Origin of the sequence: Roseomonas aerilata DSM 19363 (assembly GCF_000711725.1) — a bacterium.
Taxonomy (GTDB): domain Bacteria; phylum Pseudomonadota; class Alphaproteobacteria; order Acetobacterales; family Acetobacteraceae; genus Roseomonas; species Roseomonas aerilata.
This window is the reverse complement of sequence record NZ_JONP01000054.1, coordinates 1-20,943: the sequence shown is the minus strand read 5'-3', so window position 1 is coordinate 20,943 and position 20,943 is coordinate 1. Positions and strand designations below refer to the sequence as shown.

The window sequence follows — 20,943 nt, the reverse complement described above, 5'->3', positions numbered from 1 at the left end:
GGAAGAGGGGCGCAATCCGCCGCACCTGAGCCCTCGTCAGCCAGAACAGATCAGCCATGCAGCACCTCCGGCCACCATGAAATCAGCCATCCAGATCAAGTGCCAGTTCCATCTAAAGGGTCCTGAGCCTAGATCTCTGGCAAGTGCAGCCAAACTGCCACTGCACTAAGGATCATGTTGACGGCGAGTGCGGCCAGTATCAGGCCCATGATCCGGCGCAGCACGTTCGAGCCGCTGCTGCCTAGAAAGCGTCGGATTGGCTCACCCAGTAGGAACACGGCCAGCATCAAGGTCAGTACAGCCGCCAGGGCCAGCAGAGTGATACCTTGGTGCATGGCTGAGAAGCGGTTGTTGTCCATCAGCAGCACCATCGTGAGCAGAGAGCCAGGGCCGGCAATGATGGGTGTCGCCAAGGGATGGACAGCCACCGAGAGGGCGCTGTTTTCGCCTCCGGCCGCGGTCGCCGCGGCGCCGGGTGTGCCGAGCACCATGGAGATGGCGAAAAGGAAGAGGATGATGCCGCCCGCAATCTGAAAGGACAGCAGGGAGATGCCCATGGCGTGCAGCAGGAACTGTCCGAGCAGCGAGAAGAACGCGAGGATCAGAAATGCCAGCCCGACGCCGACGCGCGCAGCAAGACGCCGGTCGTTGGGGTTCAGCGCGGCTGTCGCGGTGAGGAACAGAGGCAGGTGCCCGATTGGATCAAGTACAATCCACAGAGTGACGAGCTGGGTCACGAAAAGATCGTAGTCGCTCAGCATGACGCAACCTCGCTGAAGGAGGGGAGAGATGAAAGCGTCCGGGCGGGTTGCCCCACCTGCGAGCCACGGGTGCGGCCTTTGGGGGTGCTTACCGGCAAAGATCCAGGTGGTCCCGAAAAAGGGGCGATCTCACCCAGGCGCCTCACCGGCTCGACCGCAGCACCCGCGAGAGTTCCTCGGCCGAGTAGGGCTTGTTCAGGAGTTCGAACCCCTGCGCGCCGTCATTCGCCAGCACGTGGCTGTAGCCGCTGGTCAGGACGACCGGAAGGTTCGGCCACCGGCGCCGGATCTCCTTTCCGAGCTCAATTCCGTTCATGCCGGGCATGACCACATCGGAGAACACCACGTCGAAGCGGCTCGCGTCGCCCTCCAGCAGCTCGAGTGCCGCCTTGGCGTTCGGCGCCCAGCTGGGCACGTAGCCGAGATCCTCGAGCATCTGGCGGGCGAACTCGCCGACCTGGGTGTTGTCCTCGACCAGCAGCACGTTCCGGCGCCCGTCCGCTGGCGCGTCGGCCCCCTCCGCAGGCTGCATGGGCGCCACCACCGGCTTACCCTCTGCCTGGGGGAGGTAGAGCGTGAAGGTCGAGCCCCGACCGACCTCGCTCTCGACGTGGAGTTCGCCGCCTGACTGCTTGGCAAAGCCGTAGACCTGGGAGAGGCCCAGCCCGGTGCCTTTTCCTGCCTCTTTGGTCGTGAAGAACGGTTCAAAGATCCGCCCCAGCAATTCAGGTTCGATACCGACGCCCGTGTCGGACACGGAGACCGCGACAAAGGAGCCCCGCGTGCCCGCGTGCCCGCGGGTCGGCGGCACCCCGCAAGCGAGCCAGGTTCTCAGCCTCAGATGCCCCCCGCTCTCCATCGCGTCGCGCGCGTTCACCGCCAGGTTGACCAGCGCCGTTTCGAACTGGTTCGGGTCGGCCTCGACTGCGCGGCCTTCGCATTCGATTGAGGTCTCGATCGTCACGGGTGCGCCCACCAGCGGGCGCACGAGTTCGACAACCGACCGGACCCGATCCCCCACGACGAATACCTCGGGCCTGAGCGGCTGGCGTCGCGCGAAGGCCAGCAGCTGGCCTGTCAGCTTGGCCGCGCGCTCGGCGGTCTCGGCGATGGCCTCGACGTAGCGGCGCCGCCGCTCCTCGGGCAGGTTCGACCGTCGGAGCAACCCGGCGGACGAGCGGATGACGGTGAGCAGGTTGTTGAAGTCGTGAGCCACCCCGCCGGTGAGCTGGCCCACGGCCTCGAGCTTCTGGCTCTGTCGCAGCGCCTCCTCCTGCAGGCGGAGCTGCTCGGTGCGGCGGGAGACCTCGACCTCGAGATGCTCGTTCAGCCGCCGCAGCTCCCTCTCGGATTGCCTGCGCGCGGTGATGTCCAGCATGGCCCCGATCATCCGGAGCGGCTCGCCACCTGGCCCGCGCACCATGAAGCCGCGGTCCAGCACGTCGGCGTAGCCGCCGTCGGCGCGCCGGAAGCGGTACTCGTCGCTCCAGCGGTCGCCGCCACCGTCGATCACCGCGTGGATGGACCGGGAGACCCGCTCCCGGTCCTCGGGGTGAACCTGCTCGAGCCACCAAGCGCCGGAGGGGCACACCCGCTCCGACCGGTGGCCGTAGGTTTCCTGGAGGGCCTCGTTCCACTCGACACGGTCGCACCGCAGGTCCCAATCCCAGATCGCGTCATTGGTCGCCCGGACGGCGAGCTGGCAGTGCTCCTCGATGACGCGCCGCGCCTCCTCCCCTCGGCGCTGGGCAGTGATGTCGGTGTTCGTCCCGACCCACTCGCGGATGCTCCCGTCGCCATTGCGCACGGGGACGCCGCGCGCGGTGACCAAGCGCCACTCCCCGCTTGAGCTGCACAGCCGGTATTCGGTGTTGAACATTGTGCCCGCGGCAACCGCCGCGGCCCATTCCTCGGCTGCGCGGACGCGGTCGTCCGGATGGACGGCATCGGCCCAGCCGGTGCCCAGCCACTGCTCCAGAGCCTGGCCGGTGAAGGCACGCCAGCTCGGGGAATCCTCGCGGACCAAGCCATTGGCGTCGGTGGTCCAGACCGTCGCGGTGGAGGCGGCCACCAGGGCGCGGAAGCGCTCCTCGCTGAGGCGCAGGGCCTCGCGGGAGCGCTCGCGCTCGGTCACGTCGCGCGAGGAGGCCAGCAGCAACTCCGGCCGCCCGTCGGAGCCCGGCACGGCCGTGACCTGAACGTCCCACCACCGGGGCGCGCCCGTGACGGTGGGGCGGAAGCCGTGAAAGCGGCCGACCTGCCCGGCAAGTGCCTCGGCCAGGGCCGCGCTCACCTTGCCGCGCTCCTCCTCTGGCCAGAGCTCCCCCCATTCCTTACCCCGGACATGCTCGGCGCCGTCGATCTCCAGCATGCGGAGGCCGGGGCCGTTCATCGAGGTCAGGCAGCCGTCAGGCGTGAGGAGCTTGAGGCTGTCGGCGCTGTTCGCGAACACGCCACGCAGCAAGGCCTCGCTCGTCCGAAGCCGCTCCCCGGCGAGGTGCTGCTCCGTGCGATCCTGGACGATCTTCACGTAGCCGATTTGCTCGCCGCTTCGGTGGTCCTCAAGCCGGGTCATGGAGCCCGAGCCCCAGAAGCGCGTGCCGTCCTTGCGCAGGTGCCAGCGCTCGTCCACCGCCCAACCGCAGCGCCGGGCAGTCGCCATCTCGGTCGAGCAGGCGTCCGTCGCCTCGTCCTCGGGCGTGAAGATCATGCAGGCGTGGCGACCGACCGCCTCCTCCCCGGACCAGCCCATTACCCGCTCGGCGGCGCTGTTCCAGCTCGTGATGACGCCGTCGAGGCAGATGGTGAGCACGGCGAGGTCGGCCGAGCTCTCCAGGACGAGTTCGGCAAGGCGGCCGGAGCTCGGCAGCCTTTGGCGGGCGAGGTCAACCTTGCGGCTATTCATCGGCATTGCTCGGGGTCAGGGCGACGGTTCGATGGGCGGTTTAGATCGCAGGGCTTCTGCGCGCTCCAGCAAGCGCAGTCCGCCGCGGGCGACTTCACTGGACGTCTTGTAGCAGCCGGAAGCGCGAGGCGCCCGACAACCCGGCACAGTTCCGCCGTCAAGGCGCCATGCAGGCTGTGTTGGGACTGGCATAGCGTCTCCTTAATGACGCCTGGGCAGGGTGTCACCTTGCGCTCACCCAGCAATGTCGGCGAGACGGGCGCGTGCGGCAATCCTGCCACATAAGGAGTGATCTTCGCTGATAGCGATGGGGGCGTACCGCTTACACCCTCTGTCCCTCGGAGGCGGGTCTTGGTTGTAGAAACCGCCGGCTGCTTGTCCAGCCAGGGTGGCAGCAAGGCCTGACGCCATGCATTGCAACCGGTCAGGATGCCACCCTGCTCGCTTCAGCGATCCGGCCCACAAGGGTAGGCAGCCATCCAGCGAAGAACGGTATCTGGGCCGCCCTGTGAAAAGAGCTTAATGGAGGCACAGACGCCTGGCCCCGACCAACGCCAGTTTCGTTATGATGTTGTAGTCAGGGCCGAGGTCTCAGAATGGCGGTTGTTGCCGCGTACCTTTACCGCCAGGGGGAACGGATACAGGCGCTGGACGTCAGCAAGCCGAATCCATGCACGGGGAATCCCGCCGAGTTCGCCTGGATCGGCCTGATCGACCCGACAGCCGAGGAGCTGAAGCAGCTTCAGAAAACATACGGCCTCCACCCGCTCGCGGTCGAAGATGCGCTGAAAGGCAATCAGCTCCCGAAAGTTGATGTCTACGGCGAACAGCTCTTCGTGCTCGCCCGGACAGCACACCTACAAGATGACCATATCGTCTACGGGGAAACAGCGCTTTTCGTGGGCCGCAACCACGTCATCACCGTTCGTCATGGATCAGGAAGAGGGCACAGCGAACTGCGCGCTCACCTGGAGGCCGCCCCCAAGCTGCTCGCGCACGGCGTCGATTATGTCCTGCATGCAGTGCTCGACTTCATCGTCGATGGCTACCTGCCAATCGTGGAAACCATTGAGGAGGATGTGCTCGCCATGGAGCAGCACGCGATCGACAACTTCCTTGATCGTGAGCAGGTCACGCGCCTATTTCACCTTCGTCGTCAGCTGATCCGGTTCCAACGTGTTCTTGGACCTATGGGTGAGGTCTGTTCCAAGCTGGTTCGATTGGATCTTCCATGTGTTGATGACGACGCCCGTCCCTACTTCAGCGACGTCCTCGACCATGTCCGTCGCGTCCAGACGATGGTGGATGCCTTGCGGGAGGTGCTCACCTCCGTGTTCGAGGTGAGTTCCCTGCTTGAGCAGAAGAGGCAGGGCGTCATCACGCGTCAGCTTGCGGCCTGGGCCGCCATCCTCGCTGTGCCAACGGCAATTGCTGGGATCTACGGGATGAACTTCGAGAACATGCCCGAACTGAAAACGGAGTACGGGTACTTCGTTGTCCTGGGTGTCATCACAGTCCTATGCGTCGCGTTGTTCATCAGCTTCAAGCGCGCGAGATGGTTGTAAAACACTGCTATGGCGCGGATCCGATAATTGCACTTCGGTTAGCGGGTTGGCTCTGGCTTCAGTGAGCTAAGACAGATGCTAACTATTCTGCAGACGGATGCCCGGCAAGCTTGCAGCCCGTCTACTGGTCCTGCGCAGCTTGATCCAAACCGTTCTTGGTGTAGCCATGCTCATAATCTCCTGCCGCGTCGCGGCCGGAGATCATTGCCAAGTGTAAATGCCCAAAATTTCTCGGCAAGGGCGATCGTTGAAATTGAGTCCGATTGTCAGGTGGCCATCGATCTGACAACCACCTGGGCAAGCGCGGCCAAGCCCAAGAAAGTGACAGCCTCATCCCACCGGTTCAGGCTCGCAGCCAGGGGGCGCTCCCGGTTGGCGACGGCGTAGCCAGCAGCAACGAAGGACGCCATGACCAGCATCGGCACCGGCGTGACCGGCCGCGCCGTCAGGATGTGGATCAACGTGCACCATGCCCCGATGAAGCCGCCAATCAAGCCTACCCGCGCCACCGCCCGAGCCGATGCGGGATCATCCCGGAGAAGCTCGGGCTCCTTAGCCATGTTAGGCCACCCGCCGGACACAGGGCTGTGCAACGGCAGCGGCTGTGGTTTCCTCCTGGCCCATCACAAGGGCAAGCGTGTGAGTAAGCCGTGTCACTGTGGCCGGTTCTGCTCGGGTCAGCGGCAGCCTTACGCCCGGCGCGCAGAGCCTTAGCAGCCCAAGTGCCGCCTTGACCGGAATGGGATTGGTCTCCCCGAAGAGGGCGGCATCCAAGGGCGCGAGAAGGTCGCGCAGCGTTGCCGCAAAGCTCAGGTCGCGTGTCGCGAAGGCCGCCTGCAGTGTTGAGCATAGAGCGGGCACGACATTGGCGGTGACGGACACGCAGCCCTGTCCGCCCATCGCCAGGTGCGCCAGCGCCGTCGCATCGTCACCGGAGAGCTGGATCAGCGCGGGTCCACAGAGGCGGGCCAAGCGCGGCGGTCTGGCTAAGTCACCGCTTGCGTCCTTGAGCGCCTGGATCTGACCATCCTCGAAGAGCCGCGCGATCGTCTCATCGGCAAAGCTGACGCCAGCGCGAGAGGGAACGTCGTAGAGCATAATGGGCAAGCCAGTCGCGGCTGCGACAGCGCGAACATGTGCCCGCAGACCAACCTGTCCAGGCTTCACGTAGGGTGGCGCGGATACCAGCAGTGCTGTCGCACCGAGGTGCTCGGCGGCTACCGCCAGCGCCACCGCCGCCTCTGTGCAAGGTGCCCCGACGCCAGCAACGACAGGCCGCCCACCGCTCGCCTCTGTCACGCACGCAACGGCGCGGGCATGCTCAGCTGGTGAGAGTGCCGGCGCCTCGCCAGTGCTGCCGCAGACGACCAACCCTGAAACGCCACGGTCAACGGCGCGCGTTGTCAGGCGGGACAGGGCAGGGAGGTCCAGCTCGCCAGGATCACCGGCAAGGAAGGGAGTGATGAGCGCGGAAAGGACACTGCGCAGGGCAGGAGGGGGACGCATCTCAGCGCCCCTTCGTGATCGTGCCGCCGCCAGAGAGACAGCAGAGGATGAGGGCGCCTTCAGCTTGGGCACGCAGACGCACGCGCTCGAAGCCGTAGGTGCCGAGGCGATCTGCGATCGCGCGGGCCAGCTCGACCGCGCCGTGCCCGACTGCACGCAAGACGAGCCGTCCACCAGCCGGTAGGGCGCGCCGCGCGCAGGCTGCTACGGCCTGGCCCGCGTCCTCGGTACGGATGGTGGGCGCGACCACAACCTCCACCGGATCGGGATGGGAAGGTGCCGCACGGAAGGCCGAGCCGCCCCGGCAGCCGCGCCGCATGGCGTCCCAGAGCGTGTCGGCCGCAGCCCCTCCGATGACAAGCACGCGGTCGTTGGGCCCGGCCGAAACTGCGCTCAGCAGATCGCTCGTGCGCGTGAGCCCGACGGTGTGCAACCGCAGGCTCGGTGGCCAACTCTGGCTCGTCCCACGGACTGTTGGATCCTCCCGTGAGGCTCGAGCAGGTCGGGCGATCGTGGGTGAGCTGGCGGAACGGATGAGAGCGGGCATGGGAACCTCCACGCCGCACCAGATGACAGTGCCGCCATAAAAGCGCGATGTTGATTGGAGACGGACCGCATAAAATCGGCATAAAAAATAGAGGGAGAAGGTTCTCTATTCTGGGGGAACAAGGCGATAACCGACACCGGGTTCGGTGCGTATCAGGTTCGCCGCCTCCCCAAGTTTCTGGCGGAGATGGCCGACGTAGACGCGGAGGTACTGCGCATTCTCGGCGTGCCCCGGACCCCAGACCGCTTCGAGCAACTGGCGCTGCGTGACCACACGTCCTGCACCCGCATGCGCCATCGCGGCAAGAAGATCGTACTCGCGAGGCGTCAGCCGCAGCGGCACTCCGTCCAGCATCACTGTCCGTGCGGCGAGATCAATCGTAAGCGGGCCTGCCTGTACGACTGCCGCAGGCGCGTCGCGTCCCTCCGCGGCCGCCGCGCGCCGCATGGCCGCCCGCAGGCGCGCCAGCAGCTCACCAAGGACAAAGGGCTTCTCCACGTAGTCGTCGGCGCCTGCATCCAGCGCCGCCACCTTCGCCTTCTCACCGTCACGGGCGGACAGCACGATGATCGGCGCCGCGGTGAACGCCCGCAGACGGGGGATCACCTCCTGCCCATCGAGGTCAGGAAGTCCGAGATCCAGCAGTATGGCGCCTGGAGAACGGACGGCCGCGAGATGCAGCCCCTCTGTGGCATTCTCTGCCCGTAGCGGCTCGTAGCCGGAGGCAATGAGAGCCGGGCCCAGAAACCGATGGATCTGAGGCTCGTCGTCAACCACCAGCACGCGGGGTGTTGCAAGACTGGCTGTCGCCTTGTTCATGCGGGAAACCGGACGGTCACGCGCGTTCCCCTGCCGTTAAGGACCGGGCTGTCGGCCGTGATGCCCCCGCCCATCGCGCGGGTGAGACCGCGGGCAATGGCGAGGCCGAGGCCGCTACCGGCGGCGATCCGGTCGGTGCGGGACGCCCGGAAGAAAGGATCGAAGATCCGGGTCAGGTCGTCGCGCGGGATGCCCGGTCCGTCATCCTCGATCGAGACGGCGACGTTCGCGCCTTCCCGGCGCGCAATCACCGCGACCTGTCCGCCCGGCCCTGAAAACTTCAGCGCGTTGTCGAGCAGGTTGACAAGAATCTGGTTGAACAGCACGGGATCAAGGGACGGCGCTGGGAGGTGGGGGTCAATCCGCCGCTCCACGTTCCGGCTCGTGCCGTGCCGCACCCGCTCGACGGCCCCTGCGATGGAGGAGGGCAGGTCCAGTGGCTCGGGCTGCAGCGTCACCTGCCCGCTTTCTATCCGCACCATGTCGAGGATGTTGTTGGCGAAGCGCCCGAGCCGCGCCGCTTCTTCTTCGGCGGCCAGGATGAGGTCGGCTCGCGCCTCGTGTGACAGGGCGTCGCCCATCGTTCGGAGTGTCTCGAGCGAGCCGCGGATCCCGGTGAGGGGGGTCCTCAGATCGTGACCAAGGGAGGTCAGCAGGGTCGTCCGCAGCGCGTCCGCCTCTGCCCTCACGACACCCCGTGCGCGCTCCTCCATCAGCTCGGCGCGCTCGATCGCAATGGCGGCCTGGTCCAGCAGTGCTTGCAGCGCGCGCTCGCGCTCGGCGTCCAGCGGCTCCGTGCGGTCGGCGAAGCGTAGGCCGACCAAGCCGGCGACGCCCTGTGCCGTCGGTAATAGCTGAAATTGCCACGCGCTGTTCGGAAGCGTGTCCGTCCCCCATCCGGTCATCCGGCCCTTGGCATAGGCCCAACGCGCCGCCGACATGGAGGCGTCGTCCGGCTCGGTACCCGAAGGGGCAGAGGCACGAGGAATGAGGTCGGTATCGTCCGCCCGGCGCTCGCGCGGAAGGCCCAGTCCCGGCACTTCCTCGCCCGAAAGCGGCATGAGCACGCAGGCGGGGCAGCCGGCGATGCGCTGCGCTTCCTCCGCGATAAGGGAGAGCAGGGCGGCGCGATCCATTGGTACGCCCAGGCGGCGGCTGAACTCCACCAGGCGGCGCAGGCCAAAGACGCGCGCCTGCGCCGCGCGGACTGAATGCCCCAGCCGTCCCGCAGTGCCGGCCAGCATCAGGGCGATAAGGCCGAAGACAATCGCTCCGAGGATCTCCTGCGGGCCGTCGATAGTGAGGGTGTAGCGTGGTGCGATGAACAGGTAGTTCCACAGCAGGAAAGAAAGCACCGCAGCGGCAAGGCCGTGCACCGGCCCGGAGGCGACTGCAGCTGCCACGGTTGCAGCAAGATAGACCATGCCGAGGGAACCTTCGGTTACTCGCTGGTCGAGATTGAGATTGATCCCCGTGGCTGCCAGGACGAGAACGGGCACGATGGCCCAGCTGAGCCAGCCTGGAAGGGAGCGCCGCACAGGCGGCGCGGGCGGCCGTCCTGTGGTGGCCGCATTTGGAACGAGATGCAGCGCGAAGTCGGAGGCTTGACGCAAAAGGGTGGCGGAGAGGGTGCGCCCGAACAGGCGGCGCCAGAGCCGGGGCCTGCCCCGCCCGATGACAAGGTGCGTGACGTTGCGGGCCCGCGCCGCGAACAGGATGGCGCGCGGCAGGTCGGTGTCGACCACGGTCTCCGTTTCTGCCCCGAGTGCCTCCGCCAGGCGCAGCGCTGGGGTGGGATCGCCGACCGCCCCACCTGGCCGCTCGACGTGCAGCGCGACGAGTGAGGCGCGCAGCGCGTCGGCGATACGCCGGGCCTGGCGCACCGCCGCCTCAGCCGAGGCCTCGCCACCGACGAGCACCATCACCCGCTCTCCAGCCGGCCAGGGGCCGGCGATGGCGTTGGCGCGCATGTAGCCCGTGACGTCAGCGTCCACCCGCTCCGCCGTACGGCGCAGCGCCATCTCCCGTAAGGCGGCTAGGTTCCCCTCGCGGAAAAAGCCTCTCAGCGCACGCTGCGCTTGGTCGGGCCGATAGACCTTGCCCTGGCGCATGCGCTCCAGGAGCTCGGTGGGCGGAATATCGATCAGTTCGACCGCGTCTGCGCCAGCCAGAACGTGGTCGGGCACCGTCTCGGCGACGCGGACGCCGGTGATACGCGCCACCGCGTCGGAGAGGCTCTCCAGATGCTGCACGTTCATCGCCGTCCAGACCTCGATCCCAGCCGTGCGTAACTCCTCCACGTCCTGCCATCGCTTCGGATGGCGACTACCGCGCGCATTGGTGTGGGGCAGCTCATCCAAGACCAGGATCGCTGGATGGCGGGCCAGGGCGGCGTCGAGGTCAAATTCTTCCAGGACCTGACCCCGGTAGTCCAGGCGAGCGCGCGGTAGCACCTCCAACCCGGTCACTTGCGCGGCGGTTTCGGATCGGCCGTGCGTCTCCACTAGGCCGACTACGACATCGGCTCCACCGAGCGCACGGCGGCGTGCCTCCGTCAGCATCTCGTAAGTCTTGCCCACCCCCGGTGCGGCACCGAGGAAAACCTTCAGTCGTCCGCGGCCCTCCCGCGTTGCGGCGGCAAGAAGGGCGTCCGGGTCCGGACGGGCAGGCTCCCTTGGAGTGCCGGACGATGGCATGCTCAGGCGGGCCCCAGGCTCGCAGGGCGCCAAGACTCGTGCGTCATGTGTCTTCGCCTTGGCCCACGAGCAGGCCGGCTACCATACACAGGAGGGCAATGGCCATGGCGCCCCCGAGCCATAGCCGAGCTATGCCGGCATCCGACGTTGCTGGTGTCCGAAGCCCCATGGCGAGAGACCCGACCAAACTCCACAGCAAGAGCAGGACAAGGCTGAAAAGAGGCAGGCGGCCTGATAACAGGATCCGCAATCTGCGCCGAAATCGGCGAGGGGTTGTTTGACGGATTGCTCGTACGGAACTCGTCGCCGGCCGTTCCGGCAGGTGCGAGATGGCGGCGGACATGCCTTGTTGCTCCCATCATCATATCCTGCCTTCTTTGATCACCGGCGCATAAAAGCGCGATGGTGCATTCGCCGCTGCCGCCTAAAATTCCCATAAAAGTTCGGGCCCAGCTTACCGGATTCCACCCTTTTTATGAGATTTTTATAGAGTGGGCCCAAACCACGAATAGCTTCTTTATGCCCGGCTGCCGATTGATGGTTCGGTAGCTGGCCCTCTGCCAGCAGGGGACACCCATGCTCGATATCCTTCTCCTGGCACTTGGTCTCGGCACCTTCGCGCTCATGGCCGCTTACGTCGCTGGCTGCGACCGGGTCTGACGCGCCATGCTCGACCTCATCCTGGGCGGCGTCGTGTGCGCCGGCCTGCTGGCCTACCTCCTGTGGGCGCTGCTGCGTCCCGAGGATCTCTGAACCATGACACTCCTCGGTTGGGCGCAGATCGCGCTCGTCCTTGCGCTCACCATGGCGGCCGCCGTGCCGCTGGGGCGCTACATCGCCGCTGTCGCCGGCGGCCGCGTTACCTGGTTACGACCGATCGAGGCGGTGCTCTACCGCGCGGGCGGCGTCGACCCCCGGCGTGGGCAGGATTGGAAGGGCTATGCTCTCGCCATGCTCGCCGTTAATGCGGTGGGCTTCCTGCTGCTCTTCGGCATCCTGCGCCTGCAGGGCGTGCTGCCGTTGAACCCAGCCGGCGTCTCCAGCATGTCATCCTGGCTCGCGTTCAACACGGCCGTCAGCTTTGTCACCAACACGAACTGGCAGGCCTACTCGGGCGAAGTGGCGGCCTCCTACCTCTCGCAGATGGCCGGGCTGGCGGTACAGAACTTCCTCTCGGCGTCCACCGGAATTGCCCTCGCGCTCGCCGTCTCCCGCGCCTTCGCGCGCGGCGGGGTGCAGGAGCTCGGGAACTTCTGGGCCGACTTCACCCGCGTCACCCTCTACGTCCTGCTGCCGCTCTCGGCGGTCCTGGGTCTCGCCTTCGTTGCGCTCGGCATCCCGCAGACCTTCGCGGGCTACGTGACCACGACGACGCTGGAGGGCGCGGAGCAGACCATCCCACTTGGTCCGGCCGCCTTCCAGATCGCCATCAAGCACCTGGGCACCAATGGCGGCGGCTTCTTCGGGGTCAACGCGCTGCACCCCTTCGAAGGGCCGAACGCGATCGTGACGGCGTTGCAGATTTGGGGACAGGCGGTGATCCCCTTTGCGCTCTGCCTCACCTTTGGGCGCATCGCCGGCGATATCCGGCAGGGCCGCGCGCTGCTGGCCGTGATGGTCGGCTTCGTCGTGGTGGCCACCGCAGCCATCTACGCGTCCGAGGCCGCGGGCAACCCGCTGCTCACCGCGCTCGGCGTTGATCCGGCCATGGGCAACATGGAGGGCAAGGACCTTCGCTTCGGTCTGCCGCTCGTTGCGCTCTTTACCGCCACCACCACGGGCGCCTCTTGCGGCGCGGTGAACGCGATGTTCGACAGCTTCCTGCCGCTGGGCGGGATGGTGCCGATGTTCCTGATCCAGCTGGGTGAGGTTCTCCCGGGCGGCGTCGGCTCAGGCCTTTACGGCATGCTCGTTTTTGCGCTGCTCGCGGTTTTCGTCGCTGGGCTCATGGTTGGGCGCACGCCGGAGTACCTGGGCAAGAAAGTGCAGGCACGGGAGATCAAGCTCGCGATGCTGGCGGTGCTCATCCTGCCCACCGCCATCCTCGGCTTCACCGCCGTCTCGGTCGTGCTGCCGATGGCCGCCTCCTCCATTCAGGATGGCGGTCCGCACGGCCTCTCCGAGATGCTCTACGCCTACACCTCGGCCGCAGGGAACAACGGTTCCGCCTTCGGCGGGCTCACCTCTGACACGCCCTGGATGAACGTGACTCTTGGCATCGCCATGCTGCTCGGGCGCTTCGCCTATGTCATCCCCGTTATGGCCATCGCGGGCGCGCTTGCGGCCAAGGCCAAGGCACCGGAGAGCGCGGGCAGCTTCCCCACTCACGGGCCGCTCTTCGCCGGCCTGCTTGCGGGTGTGATCCTCATCCTTGGCGGACTGCAGTTCTTGCCCTCCCTCTCCCTTGGTCCGATCGCCGAGCACTTCACCATGCTCGCCGGCAAGACCTTCTGAGGCCAATTCAGATGCTCGACACCACCGGTTCGGGCGCGGCCACGTCGCGCGCCCGCCCCCCCATGCTCGATCCGGCGCTGCTGCCGCGGGCCATTGGGGATGCCTTCCGCAAGCTGAACCCTGTGACGCTGCTGCGGAACCCTGTGATCTTTGTCACCGAGGTCGTCTCCATCGTGGTGACGATCCTGGCGGGGCGCGCGGCCCTCAACGGTGAGGCCTGGGCCTTCCAGGCCGGGATCGCTCTCTGGCTCTGGTTCACTGTGCTCTTCGCCACCTTCGCCGAGGCGGTTGCGGAGGGGCGCGGGCGCGCGCGGGCGGAGAGCCTGCGCAAGGCCCGCACGGACACCCAGGCGAAGGTGCTGGTGCGCCTGGACGAGCGCGCTCTCTGGCAGCCGCGCAGCGCCACCGAGTTGCGCGTCGGCGACCACGTGCTCGTCGAGACGGGCGATCTCATCCCCTCGGACGGCGAGGTGGTGCAGGGCATCGCCAGCGTGAACGAGGCGGCCGTGACGGGCGAGAGCGCGCCCGTGATCCGTGAGAGCGGTGGCGACCGCAGCGCCGTCACGGGCGGCACGCTCGTGGTCTCCGACTGGATCGTGGTGCGGATCACCGCCGCGTCCGGTTCTACCTTCATTGACCGCATGATCTCCCTCGTCGAGGGTGCTTCCCGCCAGAAGACGCCGAACGAGATCGCGCTGGACATCCTGCTGGCGGGGATGACGATCATCTTCCTGATCGCCGTTGCCAGCGTGGTGGGCCTCGCCTCCTGGAAGGGCGCTCCCCCTTCCGTGCCCGTGCTGGCCGCGCTGCTTGTCACGCTCATCCCGACGACCATCGGCGGCCTGCTCTCCGCCATCGGCATCGCCGGCATGGACCGTCTCGTGCGCTTCAACGTAATGGCGACCAGCGGCCGCGCGGTAGAGGCGGCGGGCGATGTGGACGTGCTGCTGCTGGATAAAACCGGCACGATCACCCTCGGCAACCGACAGGCCGCGGCCTTCGTGCCGGTGCCCGGCGTGGCGGAGCGCGACCTGGCAGAGGCCGCCGTGCTCTCCTCGTTGGCCGACGAGACGCCGGAGGGCCGCTCTATCCTCGCTTTCGCGCGGGACCAGCACGGCATCGCGCCGCCAGAGCTTCCCGCCGATGCCACGGTGGTGCCCTTCACGGCGCAAACCCGCATCTCCGGCCTGGACATGGGTGGCGCTCAGTACCGCAAGGGTGCGGCAGAGGCCCTTATCCGCAGTACGGGCGGCGAGACTCCAGTCGCGCTGCGCGAGGCGGTGGACCGGATCGCGCGCGTGGGCGGCACGCCGCTGGTGGTGGCGAAGAACGGCCGCATCCTCGGCGCCATTGAATTGAAGGACATCGTCAAGCCCGGCATTCGCGAGCGCTTCGCCGCCCTGCGTAAAATGGGCATCCAAACGGTGATGGTGACGGGCGACAACCGCCTGACCGCCGCCGCCATCGCCACCGAAGCCGGAGTGGACGACTTCATTGCGGAGGCCACGCCGCAGGACAAGCTGCAATACATCCGTGATGCCCAGGCCGAGGGGCGCCTCGTCGCCATGGCTGGCGACGGCACGAACGACGCGCCGGCGCTCGCCCAGGCCGATGTCGGCGTGGCCATGCAGACCGGCACCCAGGCTGCGCGCGAGGCCGGAAACATGGTGGACTTGGACAGCGACCCCACGAAGCTCATCGAGGTGGTGGAGATTGGCAAGCAGCTCCTCATCACCCGCGGGGCGCTGACCACCTTCTCCATCGCCAACGATGTGGCGAAGTACTTCGCTATTCTGCCGGCAATCTTCGTCCTGCAATACCCGGAGTTGCAGGCGCTGAATCTCATGCGCCTGGCCAGCCCGGAGAGCGCCATCCTCTCGGCGGTGATCTTCAACGCGCTGATCATCGTGGCCTTGGTTCCGCTGGCGCTGCGGGGCGTGCGCTACACGCCCGAGGGCGCGGCAGCGCTGCTGCGGCGAAACCTCCTGATTTACGGATTGGGCGGCATCGTCGCACCGTTCATCGGCATCAAGATCATCGACCTCATTCTCCAGCTTCTCGGGATCGCATGAGCCATGTCCATCCTTCGTCCCGCCGCGACCATGGTCGTCGGCTTTACCCTGATCCTTGGCGTGGCCGCACCGGCCGTCTTCACCCAGATTGCCGGTGCGGTCATGCCGCACCAGGCCGGCGGCTCCCTCATCGAGCGGGATGGGCGCGTGGTCGGCTCCGCGCTCATCGGGCAGAACTTCACCGAGGCGCGCTACTTCCACCCGCGCCCCTCCGCCACCAGCGCGGCCGACCCGCAGGACAGCAGCAAGACGGTGGACGCGCCCTATAACGCCGCCGCCGGCGCCGCCTCCCAGCGCGGGCCGTCGAGCCAGGTGCTGCTGGACGCGGTGAAAGAGCGGGTGGCGGGCGCCGGGCCCGCCCCCGTGCCGGCGGATGCGGTCACCGCCTCTGGCTCGGGCCTGGACCCCGATATCAGCCCGGAGAACGCCGCCCGGCAGGTGGCGCGCGTCGCACAGGCTCGTGGTCTGCAGGAGAGCCAGGTGCGCGCCATCGTGGCGGAGAACACCACGGCGCCGGTCCTCGGCCTCCTCGGCGTCCCACGCGTGAACGTGCTCCGCGTCAACCTCGCGCTTGACGCCGCGCGCTGAACGAACAGACCTGAGAGACTACTGACCCCATGCGTATCCACCACGTCCTCTGTGGCTTCGCGCTGCTCGGCGCCACCACGCCAACCCGGGCCTTCGAGCTTGAGCAGGCCGGGCTGACGGTCGGCATCACGCCGACCGTGTCGAGCGACTACCTGTTCCGCGGCATCAGCCAGACCCGCAACCGCCCGGCGATGCAGGGCACGATCGACATCCAGCACACCAGCGGCCTCTATGTCGGTGCCTTCACATCCAACGTCGCCTTCCTCGGCACCAACGCCCGACAGGAGGTGGACGCGCTGGCGGGCTGGCGCACCACCGTCGCCGGGGTGAGCCTCGACCTCGGCGGCATTGCCTACACCTACCCCGGCCACGAGCACGGGCCGAGCCTCTACGACCTCCAGTACTTCGAGCTGGCGGTGAAGGCCTCCTACGAGGTCCCGAACCTGCCCATGCCGGTGAAAGTGCTCGGCGCCTTCAACTGGTCGCCCAACTACCAGAGCGAGGCTGGCGACGGCTTCTACGTCGAGGGCGGTCTCGAGGTTAGCCTGCCCTACAACTTTGCCCTGGCCGGGCGGGCCGGCTACCAGTGGATCCAGAACAACGCGCGTTGGGGCACACCCGACTACGCCAACTGGAACGTGACGATGTCGTACAAGTTCTCGGACTTCGTGGTGACCGCGGGCTACTTCGACACCAGCATCCGCCGCGGCGAGTGCGTCGGTGGCCAGAAGATCTGCGAGGCCCGCGCCATGGTCTACCTCAGCCGGACCTTTTGACTTTACCCCTACTGGACCCAAGGCGTCGGCGCCCATCCCCGGGTGGAGGTTGCCGCCATGTTCCGGGGCTAGCCCTCGCGAGGGGCAACTTGAGGCTCGGCCGGTCCCCCAAGGGGCGCCCGGCCGAAACCGGTTGAAAGAGAGCCATGACCGTCATTGCACCATTCCTCCGCGAGAACAGCCAAGCGGTTCGCCCCGTGGCTGTGGACGAGCCGACGCCTTGCATCAGCGATCAGTCCGAGTTCGTCTGAAATAGCCTTCTGGAGCCCTCGAAGGCGGACCTGCGGCTCCTGCAGGAAAGGTCCGGCCTGCATTCCCTCTCGGTGGAGGATGCCTTCAAGTCCCACCGGCTTCCTAAGGTGGACGTCTACGGCGATCAGCTCCTCGTCTCCGCGCGCACCGCCCGTTCCGGGAATTTCGCCGTCATCCTGGTCCTCTGCGTCACCCGCCACGTCAGCTTCAAGCGAGCCAAGTGGCTTTGAGCGGCCTGCCCATGGACGCGGTCGCAGCTGCCGTGGGCGGTCCGCCCCAGGTGCCGACACCTCGGTCGGATTGCCGACAGCCACCCAACTCGAAGCGCGGGCTTCCGGGAACAAGGCTCTGGAACAGCGGACATGCAGCAGGCCGGTCGGTCGGTTCCGAGCCGAGCTGACACTTGCACTCCAGCGCACAAACTGGGATGTCCCGCACCTATCATTAACTCGCTGTAATCGGAGACATCGGCTTTGCAGGAAGTACTCCGGGCGCAGGACCACGCGCCTACCTTGCGCGCGCGCGCCGCGCGGCTGGTAACCTCGGCGGGGTTCCAGCAGGTTGTGATCGGCCTCATCCTCCTCAACGCCGTCACTCTGGGACTGGAGACATCGGCCAAGGTCATGAGGGGCTTCGGCCCAGTGCTCGAGTTCATCGACGGCGCCCTGCTCCTGCTGTTCACGGCCGAGCTGGCCCTGCGGATCTTCGCCTTCCGCAGCCGCTTCTTCCGTGACCCCTGGGGGATCTTCGACCTGCTCGTGGTCGGCATCTCCTGGGCTCCATCAGGAGGGGATCTCTCAGTCCTGCGGTCCCTGCGCGTGCTCCGAGTGCTGCGCCTTCTCTCGGTCGTTCCGTCACTGCGCAACGTGGTCGGGGCCATGCTGGGCGCCTTACCGGGCATGGGCAGCATCGTCCTGCTCATGGGATTGATGTTCTATGTCTCGGGCGTGATGGCGACGAAGCTCTTCGGCGAGAGCATGCCGGAGAAGTTCGGAACCCTTGGAGACTCGATTTTTACCCTGTTCCAACTCATGACGCTGGAGGGCTGGGTGGAGGACATCGTGACCCCCGCTCTGGAAAACCACCCGTGGGCCCTGCTGTTCTTTATCCCCTTCATCGTCGTTTCCACCTTCGTCGTGCTGAACCTCTTTCTCGGCGTGATCGTGGAGAGCATCCAGACGCTGCGGGCGACGCGTGAGAGCGCCGATGCCGGGGCCGCCCAGGCCGCGACCGATGCCGCTGCTTCCGCCGCTCACGCCGACAGCCAGATGCTGATGTCGGAACTGCGCGACCTGCGGAAGGAGATCGCCGCGTTGCGGGCAGAGCGAGGCTAGGCTGGGCTCAGCGACAGGAGAAGCGCCGGTCCCCTAGCTTTGTTCATGGAAATCGGCTGCTTCCTTGCCCCATCTATGCTCCAGCGGGAGGAAAACTGGTCACCTCACTGGCTTCTTCTCAAGCACGAGGATGGCTATGAGGCGGGTCCCCTCATTCGGCTAAGGTATTAAGGCGAGATCTGGCGGAGGCGCTTTGCACTTTGCGGTTCTCATCGAAGGGGTGATCCACTTCCAGGCCGATGGATAGCGAGTCCGGAGGATGCCTCGACCGGAGTGGCGAGCACCTTGTCGACGCGGCGCCCGTCAAGATCCACGACCTCGAACCGCCAGCTATCCACCTCCACGGCCTCGCCGACTTGCGGCAAGCGCTTCTTGGGCCGACGGCTCCACCGAATGGGTGATGGAGCGGGTGCGTGAGGTGCTGGACCGCTTTCCCGGCCTCTTCTTCGCCTTCGCTCAGCCGATCGACATGCGCGTGCAGGAGATGATCATCGGTGCCCGCGGCGACGTGGTGGTGAAGATCTTCGGCAGCAGCATCGGCGAGCTGAACCGGATCGCGACCGAGATCGCCGGCGCCGTGCGGGGCGTCAGTGGTGCCACCGACGTTTTTGCCCTCCGCAACGAGGGCATGAAGTACCTTACCGTGCGCGTGGATCGGCTGGCCGCCGGGCGGCTGGGGCTGAACGCGCGCGACGTGCAGGAAGCCCTGCGCGTCTGGGTGGACGGGCAGGAACTGGGTATCGTGGTGGAGGCTGAAGGGCCTCGCGTGCCGCTGATGCTCCGCGGCTCGGAGTTGCTGCGCCGCTCGGCCATCGACCTCTCCCGCGTGCCGATCGTGCTGCCGGGTGGCGGCACCGTGCCGCTCAGCGCCATCGCCGGCATCCGCGAGGAAGAAGGGCCGGTGCAGGTGGTGCGCGAGGGCAGCGCCCGCTTCGCCACCGTGCTCGCCAATGTCAGCGGCGGCCGTGACCTCGTCAGCTTCGTGGCGGACGCCCAGGCGGCGGCGTCCAAGGTGGCGATGCCCGCGGGCTACCGCCTGCAATGGGGCGGGCAGTTCGAGAACCAGCAACGCGCCTCCGCCCGCCTTGCGGTCGTGGTGCCGATGGCGCTTGGGGTGATCTTCCTGCTGCTTTACCTCACCTTCGGCTCAGTCCGGCAGGCGGTCCTCGTCTTCTGCAACGTGCCCTTTGCGGCGATCGGCGGCATCGTCGCTCTCTGGGCCTCGGGTGAGTTCCTGTCTGTTCCGGCTTCGGTGGGCTTCATCGCCCTCATCGGCATCGCCGTACTGAATGGCGTCGTGCTCATCAGTGCCATCAACCGCCTCATCGCCGAGGAGGGGCTGAACCTGCGAGAAGGCGTCCTGGAAGGAGCCAAGCGCCGTATGACGCCGGTGGTCCTCACCGCCACCATCGCGGCCTTTGGCCTCGTTCCCTTCCTTTTCGCGGACGGGCCGGGCGCGGAGATCCAGCGGCCCCTCGCCATTGTGGTGATCGGCGGGCTGGTGACGGCGACGCTGCTCACCCTCGTGCTCCTACCTATTCTTTATGACCGCTTCGCCCTGCCGAAGGGCAAGCGCGCGCAGGCGGCCGTGGCGGAACAGCTTCATCCGACAGGCACTCCACCCCAATCCGAGGCCGTGCGCCTCCCCTCGGCTGCGGAGTAAGCCGATGCGATACGTCATTGCGGCCGGTCCGGCGGCATCGTTGATGCTCGCCCTCGTGGCGGCTGTCCCTCTTCCCGCGGCGTCGCAGGGTACCAACCTCGGCACCGCTCAGGGGACGACCCAAAGAACCGTCGATGGTCCTGTGCGAGGTGAAGCGCGGAGCGGCCAGACCCCGGCGACGCGCCGGAGCACGCCTCGGAGAGCGGCCCCCGCCGTGCCCTCGGCCGCGGCGCCGATCGCCGCTCAGGGTACGCTTAGCGACCACCTGGAAGCCGCTGTCGCCATCGATGCGGAGAGCCGCGCGATTGAGGCGCAGCGCGAGGCCGCACGCGCCCGCTCGGCGCTTTCGGACAGTCTCGTCCCGGGCAGCTTCGCCGCCTCCGGCAGCTTCCGCGCGGACACTCGCGGCCCCGGCACGGCGCGGGAGGCGCAGGTGGACCTCGCCGCGCCGCTCTGGCTGCCGGGACAGCGCTCCGCCGTTGCCAGCACGGTGGTGCGCGACGTGGCGAGCGCTGATGAGCGGTTCCGCCTGCGCCGACTGGAACTCGCCAATCTGCTGCGGGAGGCGTGGTGGAAGGTGGCGCTGCGCCGCGCCGAAACGCGCGTGCAGCGCGACCGCTTGGCGACCGCGGGCGACATCCTCGGCGACGTGCGCCGCCGCCTCAACCTCGGGGAGATCGCCGAGCCAGACCTCCTGCTCGCCCAGAACGAACGGATGGCGGCCGAACTGGCCCTCGCCCAGGCCCAGGCGGCCGAGCAGGAGGCCGAGCTGGCCTACCGCGCGCTGACTGGGGGCGCCGCACCGGGGCAAGGTGAGGAAGGTCTCGCCGAACCGCGCGCAGCGGCGGACCTGCACCCGGCATTGCGCGCGGCCTCGGCTGCGGTGGCCGCCGCCGAGGCCGAGGTGCGGCTCGTTGCGGCAACGCCGATCGATAATCCCGAGCTCGGCGGCTACGTCATGCGCCAGGAGGGCACCGTGACGGAGCAGGGGACAAGCTTCGGACT

The 20,943-nt window shown here is 67.1% G+C and carries 17 protein-coding genes and 1 pseudogene; 10 read left to right on the top strand and 8 right to left on the bottom strand.

Annotation, left to right across the window (positions count from 1 at the left end; translation table 11 throughout):
• Positions 1-128: 128 nt before the first annotated feature.
• Together BO39_RS26335 and BO39_RS26330 are read right to left on the bottom strand one after the other, a co-directional pair.
• A complete protein-coding gene (locus tag BO39_RS26335) occupies positions 129-761 on the bottom strand; it encodes a MarC family protein (RefSeq protein WP_043839369.1) in 633 nt (210 codons plus the stop codon).
• 142 nt (positions 762-903) lie between these two features.
• On the bottom strand, positions 904-3,666 hold the full coding sequence (locus tag BO39_RS26330; protein ID WP_169742858.1) for a PAS domain-containing hybrid sensor histidine kinase/response regulator: 2,763 nt from the start codon (positions 3,664-3,666) through the stop codon (positions 904-906).
• 596 nt (positions 3,667-4,262) lie between these two features.
• Here BO39_RS26330 and corA point away from each other — a divergent pair.
• Complete coding sequence (corA, locus tag BO39_RS26325) at positions 4,263-5,231, top strand: magnesium/cobalt transporter CorA (RefSeq protein WP_043839367.1); 969 nt, start codon at positions 4,263-4,265, stop codon at positions 5,229-5,231.
• 266 nt (positions 5,232-5,497) lie between these two features.
• On the opposite strand, the gene BO39_RS26320 is transcribed toward corA, so the two are convergent.
• The 5 genes from BO39_RS26320 to BO39_RS26300 all read right to left on the bottom strand — a co-directional run bounded on the left by BO39_RS26320 (position 5,498) and on the right by BO39_RS26300 (position 10,799).
• Positions 5,498-5,791 carry a hypothetical protein gene (locus BO39_RS26320; RefSeq protein ID WP_156963953.1) on the bottom strand — a complete coding sequence of 98 codons (294 nt, stop codon included), beginning with the start codon at positions 5,789-5,791 and terminating at the stop codon, positions 5,498-5,500.
• A gap of 1 nt (position 5,792) precedes the next feature.
• Complete coding sequence (gene dapA, locus BO39_RS26315; RefSeq protein ID WP_052402791.1) at positions 5,793-6,737, bottom strand: 4-hydroxy-tetrahydrodipicolinate synthase; 945 nt, start codon at positions 6,735-6,737, stop codon at positions 5,793-5,795.
• 1 nt (position 6,738) lies between these two features.
• The gene (locus BO39_RS26310; RefSeq protein ID WP_043839363.1) at positions 6,739-7,170 is read right to left on the bottom strand and encodes a hypothetical protein; all 432 of its coding nucleotides are present in this window, start codon (positions 7,168-7,170) and stop codon (positions 6,739-6,741) included.
• A gap of 219 nt (positions 7,171-7,389) precedes the next feature.
• A complete protein-coding gene (locus BO39_RS26305) occupies positions 7,390-8,103 on the bottom strand; it encodes a response regulator (RefSeq protein WP_043839361.1) in 714 nt (237 codons plus the stop codon).
• Positions 8,100-10,799: a sensor histidine kinase gene (locus BO39_RS26300; RefSeq protein ID WP_043839384.1), complete on the bottom strand. Its 2,700-nt coding sequence runs from the start codon at positions 10,797-10,799 to the stop codon at positions 8,100-8,102. The genes BO39_RS26305 and BO39_RS26300 overlap by 4 nt, the downstream gene beginning before the upstream one ends.
• A 666-nt stretch (positions 10,800-11,465) precedes the next feature.
• Between BO39_RS26300 and kdpF the strand changes: the two genes are divergently transcribed.
• The 7 genes from kdpF to BO39_RS26275 all read left to right on the top strand — a co-directional run bounded on the left by kdpF (position 11,466) and on the right by BO39_RS26275 (position 18,275).
• Positions 11,466-11,552 carry a K(+)-transporting ATPase subunit F gene (gene kdpF, locus BO39_RS35445; protein ID WP_084698555.1) on the top strand — a complete coding sequence of 29 codons (87 nt, stop codon included), beginning with the start codon at positions 11,466-11,468 and terminating at the stop codon, positions 11,550-11,552.
• A 3-nt stretch (positions 11,553-11,555) separates the two neighbouring features.
• Complete coding sequence (gene kdpA / locus BO39_RS26295; RefSeq protein ID WP_043839359.1) at positions 11,556-13,253, top strand: potassium-transporting ATPase subunit KdpA; 1,698 nt, start codon at positions 11,556-11,558, stop codon at positions 13,251-13,253.
• A gap of 11 nt (positions 13,254-13,264) precedes the next feature.
• Complete coding sequence (kdpB, locus tag BO39_RS26290) at positions 13,265-15,325, top strand: potassium-transporting ATPase subunit KdpB (RefSeq protein WP_169742857.1); 2,061 nt, start codon at positions 13,265-13,267, stop codon at positions 15,323-15,325.
• Positions 15,326-15,328: 3 nt separating this feature from the next.
• Positions 15,329-15,913, top strand: a complete 585-nt coding sequence (gene kdpC / locus BO39_RS26285) for a potassium-transporting ATPase subunit KdpC (protein ID WP_043839357.1) — start codon at positions 15,329-15,331, stop codon at positions 15,911-15,913.
• A gap of 29 nt (positions 15,914-15,942) precedes the next feature.
• Positions 15,943-16,689, top strand: a complete 747-nt coding sequence (locus BO39_RS26280; protein ID WP_052402789.1) for a TorF family putative porin — start codon at positions 15,943-15,945, stop codon at positions 16,687-16,689.
• 323 nt (positions 16,690-17,012) lie between these two features.
• Positions 17,013-17,171 (top strand): hypothetical protein, encoded by a 159-nt coding sequence (locus BO39_RS33140; RefSeq protein ID WP_156963952.1) that lies wholly within the window; start codon positions 17,013-17,015, stop codon positions 17,169-17,171.
• Positions 17,172-17,453: 282 nt separating this feature from the next.
• Positions 17,454-18,275, top strand: coding sequence for an ion transporter (locus BO39_RS26275; protein WP_043839355.1), 822 nt, complete (start codon positions 17,454-17,456; stop codon positions 18,273-18,275).
• A 209-nt stretch (positions 18,276-18,484) separates the two neighbouring features.
• Here the strand turns inward: BO39_RS26275 and BO39_RS31780 are convergent, their stop codons facing one another.
• Positions 18,485-18,613, bottom strand: coding sequence for a hypothetical protein (locus tag BO39_RS31780; RefSeq protein WP_245615422.1), 129 nt, complete (start codon positions 18,611-18,613; stop codon positions 18,485-18,487).
• A 53-nt stretch (positions 18,614-18,666) separates the two neighbouring features.
• Here BO39_RS31780 and BO39_RS26270 point away from each other — a divergent pair.
• Positions 18,667-19,938, top strand: a pseudogene (locus BO39_RS26270) (efflux RND transporter permease subunit); the annotation flags it as partial.
• 214 nt (positions 19,939-20,152) lie between these two features.
• Positions 20,153-20,943, top strand: a 791-nt coding sequence (locus BO39_RS26265; protein WP_169742856.1) for a TolC family protein, incomplete at its 3' end; no start/stop codon positions are given.

Excerpts from the sequence above, each read along its gene's own strand:
- BO39_RS26280 (WP_052402789.1), top strand. The coding sequence starts at position 15,943 with ATGCGTATCCACCACGTCCTCTGTGGCTTCGCGCTGCTCGGCGCCACC.
- kdpF (WP_084698555.1), top strand. The coding sequence starts at position 11,466 with ATGCTCGACCTCATCCTGGGCGGCGTCGTGTGCGCCGGCCTGCTGGCC.
- BO39_RS26305 (WP_043839361.1), bottom strand. The coding sequence starts at position 8,103 with ATGAACAAGGCGACAGCCAGTCTTGCAACACCCCGCGTGCTGGTGGTT.
- dapA (WP_052402791.1), bottom strand. The coding sequence starts at position 6,737 with ATGCGTCCCCCTCCTGCCCTGCGCAGTGTCCTTTCCGCGCTCATCACT.
- BO39_RS26330 (WP_169742858.1), bottom strand. The coding sequence starts at position 3,666 with ATGAATAGCCGCAAGGTTGACCTCGCCCGCCAAAGGCTGCCGAGCTCC.
- kdpB (WP_169742857.1), top strand. The coding sequence starts at position 13,265 with ATGCTCGACACCACCGGTTCGGGCGCGGCCACGTCGCGCGCCCGCCCC.
- kdpA (WP_043839359.1), top strand. The coding sequence starts at position 11,556 with ATGACACTCCTCGGTTGGGCGCAGATCGCGCTCGTCCTTGCGCTCACC.
- corA (WP_043839367.1), top strand. The coding sequence starts at position 4,263 with ATGGCGGTTGTTGCCGCGTACCTTTACCGCCAGGGGGAACGGATACAG.
- BO39_RS26300 (WP_043839384.1), bottom strand. The coding sequence starts at position 10,799 with ATGCCATCGTCCGGCACTCCAAGGGAGCCTGCCCGTCCGGACCCGGAC.
- BO39_RS26320 (WP_156963953.1), bottom strand. The coding sequence starts at position 5,791 with ATGGCTAAGGAGCCCGAGCTTCTCCGGGATGATCCCGCATCGGCTCGG.
- kdpC (WP_043839357.1), top strand. The coding sequence starts at position 15,329 with ATGTCCATCCTTCGTCCCGCCGCGACCATGGTCGTCGGCTTTACCCTG.
- BO39_RS26335 (WP_043839369.1), bottom strand. The coding sequence starts at position 761 with ATGCTGAGCGACTACGATCTTTTCGTGACCCAGCTCGTCACTCTGTGG.